The organism is Treponema lecithinolyticum ATCC 700332, assembly GCA_000468055.1.
Lineage (GTDB): Bacteria > Spirochaetota > Spirochaetia > Treponematales > Treponemataceae > Treponema_C > Treponema_C lecithinolyticum.
The window spans coordinates 270908-287928 of sequence record KI260564.1 but is presented as its reverse complement, the minus strand read 5'-3'; the positions used below and the strand labels follow the sequence as shown (position 1 = coordinate 287928).

22 protein-coding genes are annotated in these 17021 nt (G+C 40.4%); 18 read left to right on the top strand and 4 right to left on the bottom strand.

What is annotated here, in order from left to right:
- The 16 genes from HMPREF9193_RS11285 to rpmE form a co-directional block, all read left to right on the top strand.
- On the top strand, positions 1-420 hold a 420-nt coding region (locus HMPREF9193_RS11285), incomplete at its 5' end, for a hypothetical protein (protein WP_021687180.1).
- Positions 421-467: 47 nt separating this feature from the next.
- On the top strand, positions 468-674 hold the full coding sequence (locus HMPREF9193_RS05940; RefSeq protein ID WP_021687179.1) for a DUF2997 domain-containing protein: 207 nt from the start codon (positions 468-470) through the stop codon (positions 672-674).
- Positions 674-1045 carry a hypothetical protein gene (locus tag HMPREF9193_RS05935; RefSeq protein WP_021687178.1) on the top strand — a complete coding sequence of 124 codons (372 nt, stop codon included), beginning with the start codon at positions 674-676 and terminating at the stop codon, positions 1043-1045. Before HMPREF9193_RS05940 ends, HMPREF9193_RS05935 begins: the two co-directional genes overlap by 1 nt.
- An 11-nt stretch (positions 1046-1056) precedes the next feature.
- Positions 1057-2064, top strand: coding sequence for a pentapeptide repeat-containing protein (locus HMPREF9193_RS05930; RefSeq protein WP_021687177.1), 1008 nt, complete (start codon positions 1057-1059; stop codon positions 2062-2064).
- Positions 2065-2436, top strand: a complete 372-nt coding sequence (locus HMPREF9193_RS05925; protein ID WP_021687176.1) for a hypothetical protein — start codon at positions 2065-2067, stop codon at positions 2434-2436.
- The gene (locus tag HMPREF9193_RS11500; protein ID WP_371440101.1) at positions 2388-2654 is read left to right on the top strand and encodes a DUF6760 family protein; all 267 of its coding nucleotides are present in this window, start codon (positions 2388-2390) and stop codon (positions 2652-2654) included. The genes HMPREF9193_RS05925 and HMPREF9193_RS11500 overlap by 49 nt, the downstream gene beginning before the upstream one ends.
- Before the next feature lie 17 nt (positions 2655-2671).
- Positions 2672-3724, top strand: coding sequence for a phage late control D family protein (locus tag HMPREF9193_RS05920; protein WP_021687174.1), 1053 nt, complete (start codon positions 2672-2674; stop codon positions 3722-3724).
- A 41-nt stretch (positions 3725-3765) separates the two neighbouring features.
- Positions 3766-4308 carry a 4Fe-4S single cluster domain-containing protein gene (locus tag HMPREF9193_RS05915; RefSeq protein ID WP_084604369.1) on the top strand — a complete coding sequence of 181 codons (543 nt, stop codon included), beginning with the start codon at positions 3766-3768 and terminating at the stop codon, positions 4306-4308.
- On the top strand, positions 4305-5831 hold the full coding sequence (locus HMPREF9193_RS05910; protein WP_021687172.1) for a Ycf46 family AAA ATPase: 1527 nt from the start codon (positions 4305-4307) through the stop codon (positions 5829-5831). Before HMPREF9193_RS05915 ends, HMPREF9193_RS05910 begins: the two co-directional genes overlap by 4 nt.
- Before the next feature lie 7 nt (positions 5832-5838).
- Complete coding sequence (locus tag HMPREF9193_RS05905) at positions 5839-6510, top strand: class I SAM-dependent methyltransferase (RefSeq protein ID WP_021687171.1); 672 nt, start codon at positions 5839-5841, stop codon at positions 6508-6510.
- 56 nt (positions 6511-6566) lie between these two features.
- On the top strand, positions 6567-6845 hold the full coding sequence (gene rpsT / locus HMPREF9193_RS05900) for a 30S ribosomal protein S20 (RefSeq protein WP_040847669.1): 279 nt from the start codon (positions 6567-6569) through the stop codon (positions 6843-6845).
- A 103-nt stretch (positions 6846-6948) separates the two neighbouring features.
- On the top strand, positions 6949-7266 hold the full coding sequence (locus HMPREF9193_RS05895) for an HU family DNA-binding protein (protein WP_021687169.1): 318 nt from the start codon (positions 6949-6951) through the stop codon (positions 7264-7266).
- Positions 7263-8906 (top strand): apolipoprotein N-acyltransferase, encoded by a 1644-nt coding sequence (lnt, locus tag HMPREF9193_RS05890; protein WP_021687168.1) that lies wholly within the window; start codon positions 7263-7265, stop codon positions 8904-8906. The genes HMPREF9193_RS05895 and lnt overlap by 4 nt, the downstream gene beginning before the upstream one ends.
- Complete coding sequence (locus HMPREF9193_RS05885) at positions 8870-9307, top strand: bactofilin family protein (RefSeq protein ID WP_021687167.1); 438 nt, start codon at positions 8870-8872, stop codon at positions 9305-9307. The genes lnt and HMPREF9193_RS05885 overlap by 37 nt, the downstream gene beginning before the upstream one ends.
- 141 nt (positions 9308-9448) lie before the next feature.
- Complete coding sequence (rho, locus tag HMPREF9193_RS05880) at positions 9449-11065, top strand: transcription termination factor Rho (RefSeq protein WP_021687166.1); 1617 nt, start codon at positions 9449-9451, stop codon at positions 11063-11065.
- 27 nt (positions 11066-11092) lie between these two features.
- Positions 11093-11308 (top strand): 50S ribosomal protein L31, encoded by a 216-nt coding sequence (gene rpmE, locus HMPREF9193_RS05875; RefSeq protein ID WP_021687165.1) that lies wholly within the window; start codon positions 11093-11095, stop codon positions 11306-11308.
- Between the two features lie 4 nt (positions 11309-11312).
- On the opposite strand, the gene HMPREF9193_RS05870 is transcribed toward rpmE, so the two are convergent.
- Positions 11313-12368, bottom strand: a complete 1056-nt coding sequence (locus tag HMPREF9193_RS05870; RefSeq protein ID WP_021687164.1) for an amino acid--tRNA ligase-related protein — start codon at positions 12366-12368, stop codon at positions 11313-11315.
- A gap of 43 nt (positions 12369-12411) precedes the next feature.
- Here HMPREF9193_RS05870 and HMPREF9193_RS05865 point away from each other — a divergent pair, with 43 nt between their 5' ends.
- Positions 12412-13131: a tRNA 2-thiocytidine biosynthesis TtcA family protein gene (locus HMPREF9193_RS05865; RefSeq protein ID WP_021687163.1), complete on the top strand. Its 720-nt coding sequence runs from the start codon at positions 12412-12414 to the stop codon at positions 13129-13131.
- On the opposite strand, the gene HMPREF9193_RS05860 is transcribed toward HMPREF9193_RS05865, so the two are convergent.
- The gene (locus tag HMPREF9193_RS05860; RefSeq protein ID WP_021687162.1) at positions 13124-14563 is read right to left on the bottom strand and encodes a nicotinate phosphoribosyltransferase; all 1440 of its coding nucleotides are present in this window, start codon (positions 14561-14563) and stop codon (positions 13124-13126) included. The genes HMPREF9193_RS05865 and HMPREF9193_RS05860 overlap by 8 nt on opposite strands.
- Before the next feature lie 20 nt (positions 14564-14583).
- Positions 14584-15129, bottom strand: coding sequence for a flavin reductase (locus tag HMPREF9193_RS05855; RefSeq protein ID WP_021687161.1), 546 nt, complete (start codon positions 15127-15129; stop codon positions 14584-14586).
- A gap of 213 nt (positions 15130-15342) precedes the next feature.
- Here HMPREF9193_RS05855 and HMPREF9193_RS05850 point away from each other — a divergent pair, with 213 nt between their 5' ends.
- Complete coding sequence (locus HMPREF9193_RS05850; protein WP_040847666.1) at positions 15343-16224, top strand: hypothetical protein; 882 nt, start codon at positions 15343-15345, stop codon at positions 16222-16224.
- Between the two features lie 88 nt (positions 16225-16312).
- On the opposite strand, the gene HMPREF9193_RS05845 is transcribed toward HMPREF9193_RS05850, so the two are convergent.
- The gene (locus tag HMPREF9193_RS05845; protein WP_021687158.1) at positions 16313-17020 is read right to left on the bottom strand and encodes a DNA alkylation repair protein; all 708 of its coding nucleotides are present in this window, start codon (positions 17018-17020) and stop codon (positions 16313-16315) included.
- Between the last annotated feature and the right edge of the window lies 1 nt (position 17021).

The following is a 17021-nucleotide window of genomic DNA, read 5'->3' as shown; positions in this document are numbered from 1 at the left end:
AGTTTTATTTTACCCAAAGAAGGAGTTGATTATACAAATATTAACTTTTTTTTTCCTAATGAAAATGATTACACGTTTACGATAGAGTATGCGAATGATATTGAAGAAGTAAAAAAACATATTCCGAACTTTTCACAAATTGTATTATCAACCTTTGTAGGAGCGAAAATAAAAGTAAAACAGGATAAAACCGTTGAGTTGGGTAGTAAAAAAGGACGATATTTTGAGGCGCAAGTAACTACCGGAGGGGATACTATCGCTGCAGCATTCTTTCTTGTGTTGGAGGATATTAAGCCGGGTTTGGAAATTGATATAGGTTCAAATGAAGTTGACACTTTTGAACGCTACCGACCGCAAATGGAAGCGATGATACAAAGTATTGTTTTTGAAAATGACGGTTTTGATGTAAAAACACATTGATTAAAAACTATGTAAAGTACTATACTTATTAAAATAGGGAGATAGCTATGGCTGTAAAACAAGAGCTTGAAATACATATTTCGGAAACAGGAGATATAAGCATTAATGTGCTTGGTGCAAAAGGAAAATCCTGTATTGATATGACAAAAGAACTTGAAGCTGCTTTAGGCACGGTTGTGCAGCGTGATTTTAAAACTTCTTATTATGAACAAAAAGATACTGATTACGTGCAGCAGTCTACGGAGCAAATGTGATGAACAGTATTGCATTTTATTTACCGTTAGGTCTTGAATATGAAGGAAAGATATATAGAAAAGGAAGTATGCATCTTGCAACAACCGAAGATGAACTTGCCGTTCAACTTCCGGAAAGTATTGCTGTGAATTCGCGTTACCGCGATCTTGAATTGTTGGCACGAGTTATTGATGAAATAGGAGATATTCATCCCATAACAACGGAAATATTACAAAATTTGTACGAAGCAGATTTTTTATATTTACAGTTTATGTATAAAAATCTTAATAATGAAGCAGGAACAAAAACAAAAATAACTTGTCCTAACTGTTCTAACAAATTCACGGTTCAATTTGAACAGCTATATAAAGATATGGAAATATATAAGTAGGAGAGCGTAAAATGAGTTTTTACGGCTCTGCAAATCGTATATTTATTGAAAATGCTTTACGTTCCGGAAAAATTACTGAAAGCCGTATAAGCGGTTGCAATTTGGAAGGTTTTTCGGCTTTTAACGCATTATGGCATAAAACCGATATTGAAGAATTGCATGCAGAGCATAGTTCATTTACACAAATTCAGTTTGATGAAAGCATTTTTAACCGTGCAGGTTTTAAGGATGCTTGCTTTACTGACTGTACTTTTGATACTGTACAATTAAACGGATTGACACTGATTAAATCAATCTGGAAAAACATATTTTTTTATGCAGGAAATATTCGCTTTTGTACGTTGGTACGGGCTGGGTTTAACCGGGTGCAAATGGTGAACAGTATTTTATCTGATTTTGAAGCTGCATATGCCGATATAAGCAATTGTTTTTTTTTGAATAGTACAGTTGAGCTGACTTATGGTAAGGGTATGAACGGATTTTCCGGAGCAAAACTGCAGCACTGTATTTTTTATAATTGCCGCTTTAGCGGTTTTCCGTTAAGAGGGGTACAACTTAAAAACTGTTTGTTTTTTAATTGTTACGGCGAAATTGGAGAAATGGAAGGGGAGTATATGATAAATCCGAATATTACACAGACGCGGGAATCTCTTGTACAAATGGATCAAAAGCAGCTTGTAGATACATTGGCTTTAGCTTTAACCGAAGTCAAAGAACAAAGTAGTGTTGCAGGCAGTGCCAAGCCGGAATTTACAAATTTTGCTCAAGCGATACAGTACTTAAAAAACAATTTTGATTTTGCCGAACTTAATGCATTCAGTACAGAAGCCGATTTGGTATATGTCAATGCTGCAGATAGGAAAATTTTATTGAGCGATACAGACAGTATGTATTCGCAAACAAAGGAAAGACCGTTATCGCAGTCTATTAAACCATTGCAAAGAGGTGATAGTAAAAATGATGAGCAGAGTGAACCTTTTGAAAATGAAACGGGAAGATTTTCCCGTTTGGAGTTTTAAATGAAATTAAGAAAAATATTCAGATTTACCCTTCCGCGTGGAACAGGTATTAGAAATGCTGCCGGAGGAAAAGTAAACGGCAGTATGCGCCTTATAAAAATAAAAGATTTGCTGGATATAGAGCGCGACGGAGAAGTTAAAAGGAACAGCGGAGCATTTTATATTGTGCTGTTGGCAAAACTGATATCTGAATTAGGCAATGAAAAAACAATAAACCGTAAAACCATTGAACGACTTGACCCAATAGACTTTAGTTTTTTAGTAGATTTTTTACATACTGTAAATCATCAAGTGATAAAACAAATACCGTTGCAATGCCCTGAATGCAAACACAGCTTTTTAGGGGAGTATATACAATTGGGGGAAGCATAAGCCGCCTGCCTGAACAAATATACGGGGAGGCGGCTCATATTGCATACTATTTTCATTGGTCGCAGAGTGAAATATGGAACATGAATGGTAGAGAAAGAAAAATGTGGATTGCTCAGATTGATAGGATACATCAAGAAGCTAAAGCTCAACGAGAACGAGAATTATTTGAACACTCGGCGCAAATAATTGCACTTCAGAACGAAGAAAATCTTAACTAGATAATTAAGGAGGCTATATGGCAGAAAACAAACATCTTACACCGGTATGGATAGTATATGTTGACGGTAAACGGCTTGATACCGAACATGAAGGTGCATTGTTAAATATAAATGTAACCGACATGGTTAACGGTATTTCAACGTGTTTGTTGACTTTTGACACTTCTGCCGTAGATTTGCGTACCAAAGGAACCTTTGCATTGGAAAGTAAAATTACAATTCATCTCGGTTATAAAGATGACTGTGCTGAAGTTTTTAATGGTGAAATAACAGCATTTCATACTGTCTTAAAAGAAAACGGCGGCGATATTCTTGAAGTAAAAGGGGCAAATGTTTTACATAAATTAAACCATGCAAGAAACAGTGCGTCTTTTACGGAAAAAACAGCTGAAGAGATTATAAAAGGTTTACTCGATACTTATTCCTTAAAAGCAAAAGTAGATTCGTTCGGACCAAAACTTGATTTTAGGATGGAACAGACGGCTACGGATTACGAATATATATGTGAGCTTGCATCATTATATGGAAAAACAGTCTATGCTTATGATACAACTGTGTATGTACAGGATGAAATAAATTTTCGCAGCGACGAAATTATTTTTGAAAAAGGAAAAACGCTTATTTCATTTAGTGCTTTGGAAGATTTAAGAGATTTGCTTTCAGAGTGCACTTTTGTCGGGTGGGATAGTATAAAGGGTGAAGCCTTTGAAGGCACGGCTTCACTTAGTGATTTAAACCTTAAAGTGGGAGGACAGTCCGATTGGACAAAAAAATCAAACGGCGGTAACGGTTTATGGAAAAGTACTTTTGTCGATCACAGTGTGCTTGATGCCGATGACGCCAAAAATCGTGCTATAGGATTTTTACAAAAAAACTCTTTTGGTTTATGCAGTGCAGATGGAAGTGCGGAGGGGAACTGTAAATTATTTGCCGGTATGCGTGTAAATATAAAAAATGCAGGAGAACTTGTAAGCGGTGAATATATTGCTCATACTGTGGTGCACACTTTTTCCGTTGCAAACGGTTATCGTACCGCATTTTCTCTTTTTCGGAATATGAGTCCGTGTTAGTACATACCATAATTAGCGCTTCAAACTCAAATGGTCCCGGTATGCGTTTTACATTATGGGTGCAAGGATGCTCAAGACGCTGTAAAGGCTGTTTTAATCCTCAAACATGGCCTCTAAGCGGTGCCGGGTCATATATGAGTATAAAAGAGATAACGGATCTTATACCGAAAAAAGGTATAGAAGGAATAACCGTTTCCGGAGGAGAACCTTTTGATCAGGCAGATGAATTGGAGGCTTTACTTAAAGAAGCTCATCGAAGAGATTTGAATACATTAGTATATACGGGCTATACGTATGAACAGCTTTGTAGTAATTCTTATATGCAAAAGGCTTTATGCCAAGTGGATATTTTAATAGACGGTCCATACAAATGTGATATAAAATCGCACAATATATGGACAGGATCCGGTAATCAACACGTGTATCTGCTTAAAAACGGTATAAAATCGGATGATATAACCGACAAAAATTGTGAAAATCCTATGCTAGAAATATTTATAGACCGGTTTGGAACAGTGTCTGCTACCGGTATACCCGATATTGATTTTATAAATACGGTACATAATAATCGGAGGATAATATGATAAATAATTCTGCAAAGACCATTGAAACACTCATAAGAGCACGTTATCCGCTTATATATGTAGTTTCTTTTGAAGAACAACGTGTACTTGCAAATTTGAAAAAGGTAACTGTAGCTCGTAACAAAAAATTACTTTGCTGGTCTATAACTGAAGGGCTTGAAACCGATGATGGTTCATTTTTAACGGAACTGAAAGATCCTTTAAAAATGTTGGAATACATACGACAAAGCGATATTAACGGTTTATTTATACTACGTGATTTTCATCATTATTTGAATGATCCGGTTGTAGTTCGCAAATTACGTGATGCAGGACAGGGGTTAAAGACGACAATGAAAAATATTGTTTTTTTATCTCCACTTTTAAAGGTACCTACAGAATTGGAAAAAGAGATTGTCGTAGTCGATTATGAACTGCCCGATAAAGAAGAGCTGTCTGAAATAGTTGAACAAATAGCGGTGAGTGTTGCTTCTGAGAGTTCCCTTGAGGTTAAAAAAAATCCTGAGTTAAAAAATAAAATAGTGGAAGCTGCTTTAGGGTTGACTGCAGAAGAAGCTGAAAACGTATTTGCAAAATCGCTTGTGGAAAAAGGTCAATTCGATATCGGCATTATACTTTCCGAGAAAGAACAAATAATCAGAAAATCCGGTGTGTTGGAATATTATCATGCAAATGAAAAGATGAAAGAAGTTGGCGGTTTGGATGAATTAAAAAAATGGCTCACTAAACGCGGAAAAGCATTTAGTCCCAAAGCACGGGAGTTCGGTTTACCCGAGCCGCGCGGTATTTTACTTTTAGGTATTCCCGGTTGCGGAAAAAGTCTTACAGCAAAGGCTATAAGCGGTTTATGGCAGTTGCCTTTGTTAAAGCTGGATGTAGGTAAAGTATTTTCAAGTTTTGTAGGCAGCAGTGAGGAAAATGTACGTAGGGCTATCCAAACGGCGGAATCGATAGCGCCTTCCATATTATGGCTTGATGAAATTGAAAAAGGATTTTCAGGGCTGGGATCGTCAGGACAAACCGACGGAGGTACAACGGCACGCGTATTTGGAACTTTTTTAACTTGGCTGCAAGAAAAGAAAAGTGCCGTATTTGTAGTGGCTACCAGTAATAATGTGAGCAGTTTACCGCCTGAATTACTGCGAAAAGGTCGTTTCGATGAAATCTTTTATGTTGATTTACCGTCAAAAGAAGAACGAAAAGAAATATTTAAAATTCATTTAGAAAAACGACATCGAAAAGCGGAAAAATATGATATTCAAAAGTATGCCGATCAAAGTGCAGGCTTTTCGGGTTCTGAAATAGAAGAAATTATTGTAAGCGCTTTGTACGATGCATATGATGCTAATAGAGAATTAGTAGATTCCGATTTGGAAAATACAATAAAAACGATGATTCCATTATCGCAAACAATGGAAGAACAAATAAAAAGCATACGCGAATGGGCAAAGCTGCGCGCACGGCGGGCAAGCAGTATAGAATGGGAAAACGAAACGAAGAAAAAACGACAGCTTGAGGTGTAGTTTATCTATGAGTATTCACAAAGCATGGCAATGGACTCAAAATACAAACAAAGGCTGGTATACGCCGTCGGAAGAAGCATATTATCTGGTGCACCGGTGGAAAAACAAGGGCTATACCGCATTTTTGGATTTGGGCTGCGGTTTGGGGCGGCATTCGTTTTTGTTTGCTCAAAACGGTTTTAGCGTTGATGCGTGTGATTTATCTGAAAGTGCTGTAGATGAAGTTAAACGCAGAGCACAAGAAGAGCACATGAATGTGAGCGCGACAACTGCCGATATGGATGCGCTGCCTTATGACCAAAACAGTTTTGACTGTCTGCTTGCCTATCATGTTATATCGCATACGGATACGGCGGGAATTAAAAAAATTGTTGCACAAATAAAACGGGTTTTAAAACCGGACGGCGAATATTTTGTTACGCTGTGTTCAAAAAATACGTGGAGCTATAAAGAAGCGGGTTTCCCCGTTCACGATGAAAACACCGTTATTAAAATTGAAGACGGACCTGAAAACGGCATACCGCATTTTTTTGCCGATGAAACTATTGTGTATGATTTATTTCCAAAAGAAGAACTTATATCGGTAAAACATACTCAAGAACTGATTGTTGACGGAAAAGATTACGGTTCGTGGCACTATTTTGTTTTAGGGAAAAAAAATAAGAATGCTGCTACTTGACTATTCAGGCGCGGTTTGATAACATTAAATTCAGTTTTTGTTTGGAGGGTTTTCCTTTGGCAGTAAAAAAATCATCTGCAGAAAAAAGATTTAGACAAAGCGAAGAAAGACGTTTGCGAAACAAAGCGGTAAAAAGTTCGGCACGCACTTGTGCTAAAAAATTTATCGCTGCAGTACATGCAAAAGATTCCGCTTTAGCCGGAGAAACATTGCGTAATTTGTGTAAAGAGCTTGATACGGCCGGACGCAAAGGGATTTTATCCCGCAATTCCGTTTCTCGAAAAAAATCGCGTATGATGAAGCTGTATAACGCTTCGTTTGCCGCAGCAAAGTAAGTAATTATTTTGCATTACGTTTTTGCAGGGCAGCCTGCAAAAATCGTAAAACGGTTTTTGTGAATCGGCAGCAAAGCTGTAAAACGATACAGAGAGGGCTTTGATGAATTCAAAAAAAGTGACGAAATTTGATTTAGTTGAATCCGCATATCTTAAAACAAAATATGAAAAAAAAACTATACAAAATGTGCTTGAAACGTTGCTTGAAAACATCAAAACGTCTTTAAAAGACGGCGCTACCATTGAACTGCGGGGGTTCGGAACCTTTGAGCCGAGGCTGCGCAAAGGCAGATCGCGTGCTCGTAATCCCAAAACAGGAGAACAGCTTTCGGTCGCTCCGCACTATGTTGCCGCTTTCCGCTCCGGTCAAGAACTTAAAAATGCTTTGTGGGAACTTCCTGTTTCCGCAAAAAAATCATGAAAAAACATATAACGGACATTACTTTTCTTGCAGCCGGTATTGTGTTGTTTGCCTTTGCGCAGCCGAGTTTTTGGGTTACCGACGGCTTGCCGGTTTTGTCTTATTTTGCGCTCATTCCGATATTTATACTGGTAAACCGCGCCGATTTTAAAACGGTATGGCTGTACGGTATTTTGTTCGGCGTCGGCTATTATTGTTTGTTTACCGGATGGCTGGCAACCTTTCATCCTATGGGACTTACCGTTATTTCGTGCTTATACGGTGTTCAGTTTATGCTACTTTTTCCGTTACTTAAAGCGGCGGGGCTTTTATGGCACAAACAGCGTTTTTTTGTTCAATGGATTGTTTGGTGCGCATACGAATACGTTAAAACAAAGGGCTTTGCCGGTTTTAATTATGGTGTTACCGCTTATTCACACTGGCGCATTATTCCTTTAATTCAGTGTGCCGATTTAATCGGCGTTTGGGGCTTAAGCGCACTTATTACCTTTGTGTCTGCATGGTGGGCTCAAGTGTTGTTTCCTTTGTTCGACGCCGATAAGAACGCCGCCGTTTCGATTAAACAAAGTATTCGGTTACATCGTGTGAGCGCCGGTATTTGGCTTTTTCTTTTTGCTTTATGCTGGCTGTACGGCTATACCGCACGCTTTGATTATTCGGCTTTTGAAACAAAAAAAATTATTTTAGTGCAAACGAATACCGATCCGTGGATTGGCGGAACCCAAGCATACCGGCGCGATTTACATACGCTTAAAAAACTAACTGATAAAGCTTTAAAAGAACACGGAGATGCAGCTTTAGTCGTATGGCCTGAAACGGCGTTTATACCGCGTATCCGCTGGCATTACCGCTTTAGAACCGACAGAGAACGCTTTGATTTGGTTGACGAACTTTTACACTATATAAACGAAAAATCGGTTCCCTTTGTTATCGGAAACGACGATACCGTGCTCGATTACAGTGCGGATGGAAATTACGGTGAAGTAAGTTACAATGCGGTGCTTTTGTTCCGCCCGAAGCAAAACGTTATTCCGCCTGAACCGGAGTTATATCACAAAATGCATTTGGTTCCCTTTACTGAACATTTTCCGTTTGAAAAACTTTTTCCGCACATTTATACACTGCTTTTAAACGGAGATACTCACATGTGGACGCCGGGAAAGCGTGTGCATGTGTTTTCCGTAGAAGGTTTGCATTTCGGTACTCCGGTGTGTTTTGAAGATACTTTCGGCTATATCGGCAGGCGCTATGTGAAAAACGGTGCAAACGCTTTGGTTAATCTTTCCAACGATGCGTGGTCTAAAAGCCTTGCTTGCCAATACCAGCACCTTTCCATGGCTGTGTTCCGTGCGGTGGAAAACCGCTTGCCGCTCGTAAGAGCAACTGCTTCAGGGCAAACCGTTTTTGTAGACCCGAACGGTAAAGTAACCGCTATGCTTGAGCCTTTTACCGAAGGTTTTTTAGCCGGCAGTATTCCCGTTTTGACAAAGCAGCGTAAAACCGTGTATACTTTACTCGGCGATTATACCGGAATCGCTTTTACCGTTTGTGCCGTTTGCCTTTTTATAACGGGCATTGCACGATTTTTTTACAGGAGAATGTTATGCCGATTTCATACCGACAAAGACAAGGCGATTTAACGATATTGGGTGAGCAAACTGAATTTGACGGCGTTTTGAATTTTACGGATAATTTGGTTATTACGGGTAAATTTACCGGCACTATCGAATCTACCGGCAGTTTGGTTATCGAAAAAACGGGAAAATGCAGTGTCGATAAAATAACCGCCGATTCCATAACGATTGCAGGGCAAGTGCAGGGTGATTTGTCGGCTAAAACAAAATTGGAAATGTTTTCCGGCAGTACGATTGTCGGAAATGTGGAAACCTCGCGCTTGCGTATTGCCGACGATGTAAACTTTCAAGGGCAGGTAAAAATGCTTGATGAAGTTCCCGATATCGATATATTTTCTGTTTCAGCAGAAGAGTACAAACGTATGGTATCGCAGCGTTCTCTTGCCGAAGAAGATACGGATGATTGACGCCGATCGGCAAAAAAGCGGTAATCGATTATCTTGACGCTTTTTTTTCTTTTTGGTATAATAAACAATCTATTTTATATTGTTTAATCAAACAGTAACGAAACGCAAATTTTTCAATCAAGCACATAATGGAGATATTTAATGGCAGTAAACCAAAAACGCCGTTTTAATGACGCTTCCGAACAAGCGGAAAGCGAAGAGAATTCGCAAAATTCTTTTGCATTTACGGACGACGGCGCCGATTATGCGGAAAGCGACGGTTTAGAAAACGAAAACTCCGGCACCCCGGGCAAAGAAAAACGGGTAGTGGTACGCTCAAAACCCAAAACAAAACGGAGTCCGTACAAAAAAACGGCAACGTCTGCCGCCGCGGGACAAGCTGCCGATTTTGCAGCAGCGATGGGTGCAATGCCGTCGGGAACGGACAGTGCCGATAAAAACGGCAGTTTAGCCGATGAAAACGATAGTCAAAATCGCGATTCAAAACCGCGGCTTTCTATAAACGATTTAACAAAGATGGGTATGCACGATTTGCGCGACCTTGCTGCACGCTATGGTATTGCCCGCGATGATTTGGCTCCGATGAAAAAACAAGAGCTTATATTCGTTATTTTAAAAGCTCATACCGAACACGGCGGTATTATATTTTCTTCGGGCGCATTGGAGATTTTACCGGACGGATACGGATTTTTGCGTTCTCCTCAAAACAGTTATTTGTCAGGCTCTGATGATATTTATATTTCACCCAGTCAAATACGCTTGTTTAACTTAAAAACCGGCGATACCGTATACGGGCAAATCCGCTCTCCTAAAGAAGGCGAGCGTTTTTTTGCGCTGCTTCGTATAGAAGCGGTAAACGACGACGATACTCGGGCAGCTCAAACGCGCATACCCTTTGAAAATTTAACGCCGCTTCATCCGAATACGCGTTTGAATCTTGAAACAAAATCGGAAGAAATTTCCACCCGTATTATCAATTTGTTTTCGCCTATCGGAAAAGGGCAAAGAGCGCTGATTGTAGCTCCTCCTAAAGCCGGTAAAACCATTTTAATGCAAAAGATTGCAAATGCGATTACCGAAAACCATCCGGAAGTGTATTTAATTGTATTACTTATAGATGAGCGTCCTGAAGAAGTAACCGAAATGGAGCGTTCAATCCATGCCGAAGTTATTTCTTCCACATTTGACGAGCCTGCAAGCCGGCACGTGCAAGTTGCCGAAATGGTTTTGGAAAAAGCCAAACGCTTAGTCGAACACAAACGCGATGTCGTTATTTTTTTGGATTCGATAACCCGTCTTGCGCGCGCATATAACCAAACAGTGCCTACATCCGGAAAAGTGCTTTCAGGCGGTGTCGATTCGAACGCTTTGCACAAACCCAAACGTTTTTTCGGCGCGGCACGCAATGTGGAAGAAGGCGGCAGTTTAACCATTATTTCTACCGCCCTTATCGAAACGGGCAGCCGCATGGACGAAGTAATTTTTGAAGAGTTCAAAGGAACGGGCAATATGGAAATAAACCTTGACCGCAAATTGGCGGATAGGCGTTTGTTTCCCGCCATCAATATTAAAAAATCGAGTACCCGCAAAGAAGAATTGCTGTTAACCGAAGAAGAACTGCAAAAAGTATGGGTACTGCGTAAAGTTATCAATCCTATGGACGACGCCGAAATTATGGAACTTCTGCTTGACAGAATGCGCAAAACTAAGAATAATGAAGCATTCCTGCGTTCTATGAACACCGGAGAAGCTTTTTAATAGAGTATAGAATTATAGGAGTTATAAATGAAAGAAGGCATTCATCCCGATTATCAATTGACTAAAATTACCTGCGCGTGCGGCAATGTTATTGAAACCCGTTCTACGGTTAAAGATATTAACGTTGAAATTTGCTCCGCTTGCCACCCGTTTTTTACAGGCAAGCAAAAATTGGTAGACACTGCAGGACGTATTGAACGCTTTAACAAGCGCTTTAATATTAAGCCTGCAACTGCACAATAAGCCGTTATAGGTTAAGGGGAAAGGGCAGTATCGGTTCAATACTGCTGCTGCCTGCAAGCAAAGCTATGAGGCGTTCTACGCCTAAAGCTACCCCTGAGCACGGTGGAAAATCTCTAAAGATTTTCCAATAGTCGCTGTCGGTTCGGTGCGGAACCAAAGCTGTTTTGTCTTTTAATTTTCCCTCTGTTTCAAAATACGCTTTTATTTTATCGGTATCGGTTTCTTCGGTGTAACAATTTGCCAATTCAATACCCTGTACATATAATTCCCAGCGTTCTTTCCACAGCGCTTTGTCCATTTTGCTTTGCTTCGGTTTGACGGATACGTTTTTTGCAAGGCAGCTTACAAATGCCGGATAATCGGTTAAAAACAGCGCTTTTTCTTTAGGAAGCGCCGGTTCCACCGTTTGAACAAAAATCAAATCGTATAAATCGGCAACTGTCCACGTGTTAAAAGAACGCTCATCCGGTTCGGCTATGCCGAGCTTACGCGCTTGTTTTGCAAGTTCTTTTACGTTTGCGCATTTACTTAAACGGAAGTGTGCATAGCGTTCAAAGGCTTTATCCATGCTTAAACGCATAAAAGGTTTTTGTATACAGCCGTGTGTGCCGCTGTCTGTACTACCGCTCGTATTTTGTTCGGCACTTAAAAAAGCAAACAGCTGTTCGGTAATGTCCATCGATGTTTTATAATCGGCGTTCATTGTATAGTATTCAAGCATGGTAAATTCGGGGCTGTGTATGCGACCGCACGATTCGGCATTCCGGTAGCATTTTGAAAGCTGGAATACGTTTACTTTATGCTGAGCTATTATTTTTTTTATATATATTTCTGGGGATGGAACTAAATACAGTGCACTGCTTTGTATGTGCGTGCGTCCTGCAGTTTTTGCATGGGCTGCGTTTTTTATATAATCGGTTTTAAAAACTTCAAGACACGTTTCCGGTATAAGGTCGCAGCTTAAAGCGGGGGTGTCCAGTTCAAGGTAGCCGCGTTCTATAAAAAAGCGGCGGATGTTTTGCATAATGCGGGCGCGAAAGCGCAAGCGTTCCAAATCCATAGCTTATGCTACCATTTTTTAAGATTTTATGGTAGCATAGCTTATGAGCCGACCGAAACTGTTCCGCATCATAGACAAAGCCGTGTATGATTATAAACTGATAGAAAACGGAGACCGCATTGCAATCGGCGCTTCTGGCGGAAAAGATTCTACTGCATTACTCGAATACTTTGCCGACCGCAAACGGCAGGGACGCGAAAACTTTGACTTTTGTGCCGTACACGTGGAAAGCGGTATCGGCTCTCCGCTTTCCAGCGAATTACAACAGCTGTTTGCCGATTGGGGCATAAAATGCGTTACGCTGCAAGCCGATGTGCTTTCGCGCCTTAAGCCGGGTATGAAAATGAATTGCTGGTGGTGTTCCACACAGCGCAGAACGGAATTGAATAATTATGCGATTGCAAACGGGTTTAATAAAATAGCTTTGGGGCACCATTTGGATGATGTTTTGGAAACTTTGCTTATGAACGCTTTGAACAAAGGAGAACTTTCCACTATGCCGCCGCGCTTAAAATATAAAAAATACCCGGTAACGGTTATCCGTCCACTGTGTCTTGCCGACGAAAAAACTATTATAGAGCACACGCAGCGTTGTGAGTATAAAAGTGTTACTTGTACTTGTTCGTATCAGGATAATTCGGGGCGAAAAGACGCGCGGCGGCGGCTTGCAGTTTTAACCGAAAACAATGCAGATCAAAAAAAGCGTTTGTTTGAAGCTTTGCAAAATATCAAAACGGATTACCTTCCGAAAGTCATCAGCTGATTCTGTCTTGAATAAATTTTAGTTTTAAATCTTTTAATTTTTCGCTGATCGATACTTTGTATATGTGCGGGTTAAGCATACGCTGGTAAGTTATATCCAAATGTTCAAGCTGGCTTTGCATGCGACGCCTGCTTGCATTAAGCCGTTCGGTTTCGCTTTTTTGTACGCCGACGGCAGCGCCGTTTTCCAGCCGTTTTTCCAAAAGCGCTTCGGTTCGTGCGGGCGCAAAAGAAAAACGGCGGTAGTCGACCGACGGGTGATAAAAACGGCTTTCGTTTCCGGCTGTTATGCTTTCCGATTCAAGCGCCATAACGTCGGCTTTCATCATACCGTTTTCATCGTATAAGCGCCACACGTTTTTTATACCAGGATTGGTGGTTTTTTCGGGGTTGTCGGAAAATTTCATAGCGGGGATAAAACCGGACGTATCGGAACTTTTTCGTGCAGCTAGTTTATATACGCCGGTAAAGGAAGAATCTTTACCTCCGGTTACCATGTGAGTTCCGACTCCCCAGCTGTCTATGGGGGCCCCGCCTGCTACGAGTGTTTCAATTATTTTTTCGTTTAATTCGTTCGATACCGAAATGCGCGCTTGGCAGAATCCCGCTTTGTCTAGAATTTTACGCACTTCGCCGGAAAGATATTGAATATCGCCTGAATCCAATCTAACTCCGAAATTGTAGCCTTTCGCGGCAAGCTTTGCCCCGGCAATGAGGGCGTTTTTAATGCCTGATTTTAAACTGTCGTATGTGTCGATTAAAAATACCGCCGATGAGGGGTATAAGTCGGCATAGGCGTTAAAAGCGTCCAATTCGCTCGGAAAAGACATAATCCATGAATGCGCCATTGTACCCATAACGGGAATGCCGAAACGTTTGCCGGCAAGGGTATTGCTGGTGCCTGATGCTCCCCCGATATATGCTGCACGGGAAGCGCTCATGGCGCCGTCGTAGCCTTGCGCGCGGCGCAAACCGAATTCCATTATAGAACCTTTTTTTGAGGCAAGCCATACGCGCGCTGTTTTGGTAGCGATTAAACTTTGAAAATTGATTGTGTTTAAAATTAAACCTTCAATGATTTGCGCTTCGATTAAGTTTGCGTGTACGCGGACTAAAGGCTCCGAAGGAAAAACAAGTGAACCTTCTTTTACGGCATATAAATCGCCGGAAAAACGGAAGTTTTTTAAATAATCCAAAAAAACGGTTTCAAAAATACCGAGCGAATCAAGGTATGCTATGTCGTCTTCACTAAATGAAAACGATGTGAGCATATCGATAAGCGGTTCTATACCGGCAAAAACGGCAAAGCCCCCGTCAAAAGGTTGGCGGCGGAAAAACATATCGAATACGGCAGGGTAATTCATGTGCTGTTTCAAATAACCTTGCGCCATAGTCAATTCGTAAAAGTCGGTAAATAAAGCGTTTGACTTCATAAAAATGCCGCCTGTATGCCTTAGCTGTTTTTTGCTTCTTTAACCCATACGCCGTTTATTTCGCATACGTACATACGGTGAAAATCGTGCTTGGGATACTGTTGACTTATAACCTTAGTGTCGATAAACCGTTCTGCGCGGATGTCGTCGGCGTACAGTTTGGTACAGTCAAGTATAATGCGTGCTTGCTCAAAAGCAACGGAACCGTTCGGAGTTTGTACGGCGGTTAAACCGGTTTCGGCTGCTTTATCGTAATCTCTTCCCGATTTTGTTCCGCAAAATTCAAGCGCGCGCCGGTAGGTTTCCGGAAAAAAAGATAGGGTTAGTTTATCAAATTTTTGCGTAAATTCAAATGTGTAGCGCTGCGGACGCACAAACACAAAGGCTACGTTTTTATTCCATAAAAATCCCATACCGCCCCAGCTTGCCGTCATCGTATTCCACGTATGGTGTTCGTCCGGAGTTTTGGATAAAACGCCTGAGGTAACGAGCATCCAATCGTTTCCGATAAGTTTTATAGTGTTTTCGTTTAACTTTGCAGGCTGTATTTGTGTAAAATTTTTCATAAGTTTAAGTGTAGCGTCCAATATGCGATTGGTCAAGTAAAGAAAACTATTGACAGTAAAGAAAACTATAGGGTAGGACGCGACGGTTTGATGTTTTATAGTATCTATATTTTTTTTGCTTTAATCAAATACTTTGTATAATTTTGTCTGATTTTGTACAAAACGGCTGCCTATTGTCTAAAAATTAAAAAAAAATTAAAATATGATGCAGATATGAAAAAATTTTTTTTAATCATAAATGTTTGTTTGTGTACATTGTATGCTTTATGTGCACAATCGTTTTTTTCAAAAAAAGCTTTTGAGCCTTTTATTGCAGATTCGGAAAATCCCGACTGCATATATGCTAAAGCTTTGCTGGGTGATTGTATTATCCACATGAAAAAAATTACGACGCCGTTTAAAGGTTCGGCGCCTGCCATAGAAATGCTTTCTTTTGCACAATTTTGTTGGCAGCCGGCAAAACCTTTGGATGGCTGGGGTAAAGAGGGTAAAACGTTTTCTTATTATGAAGATGTTGTTCCCGGCACGCCGATAATTTTTTCGATTACAAATAAAATCAACGACGTATACTATTACAAAACCGAAGGCGTGCATCCCTGTGCTTTGCCGATGTATGAAGAAGGTGCGGGCGCTCAAATGCTCAAGCGTTTTATATTTTTTAAATTTACCGGCTATGCGGATAAAAACGGGACTTTTGAAAATTATCTGGACAATTATTTATATGCTTTAGATACGCATACAAAACTGCTCTATTCATACGGAATGCCGACCGATTTTAAAAGAATTATGGGAAATAATTATATTCCGCTGAATTGGCAGGCATACGAAATTGCGCCGAATACAAAAGCAGACGGGGTAAAGTTTTACGAATACGATCCGGTGGGCTTTGTTTCTCTTGAAAACAGTTATGAATTCTTCAAAATAAAAACCAATATGCATATTTACGAATGGTGGTATGAATCCATTACCGCCGGAAAAACGATGGAGGAGATAAAAGCTAAAAGATTTATGCCCGTCATCAATCCGGATGCCGAAAAAGACTGGACAATCCGCAATGCTGCGCAGCCTGTTGTATCGCCGTACAGAAAGCAATAAGCAGCTGCCTCACCGGGCGAGAAGACTCCGCTTTTCCGGACGCTTTTTTGTTTGCTTCGTTTTAGCGGATGTTTTGGGTCGGTTCCGGTTAGGACTTCAGTTTTAGCGTTCGAAGATAGGCTTTTATGTCCGCGGGAATTCTTTTACTTTCTATCGCTTTTTGAATGCTTTTGTTGTGTGTAAAAGGCGCAAGCACTTTTTTTTCGATGTACGGTACGGCAGCATTGTACTGCTTAATCAGCGCAAAACTAAAATACCATGCGATCATCATATTCACGTAATATTCTTCGGTCCTTACGTTTGAAACAAGTTCAAGCATTTCAGGTTTAAAAAAATCGTCAAGATAATTCGAAAGCAAAAGACCGATTGCGTAACGGACGGTGTATACGTGCTTTGAGCAAATCCATTTAAGAATTTTTTTGTAAACAACATCGTTGTGTTTTTTAAACAGCGGCGGATTAAAGGAATCGCAAGTTGCCCAATTATCGATAAACGGCAGGAGTTTTTCCGTTTGTAAAAGCGCGTCATCGAAATCTTTTATGTTTTCTATAAAAAATGCGTGAAGATTGTTTTCTTCAAAATACTTGTGCGGCAGATTTTTCATAAAATCGGCGGTTTGTTCGGGATCGGCTTTAAAAAATTCCTTTGCGAATTTTTTTAAAACCGGCGTGCGGATACCGATCATCGTATTTTCATCGACGGTAGGAATAAGTTTTTTGTTAAAATCTTTATATGCCGTATCCCGGAACGAAAAAAGATGTTCTTGAATCGGCGTTTGTCTGTGCTGTTTTGCCACC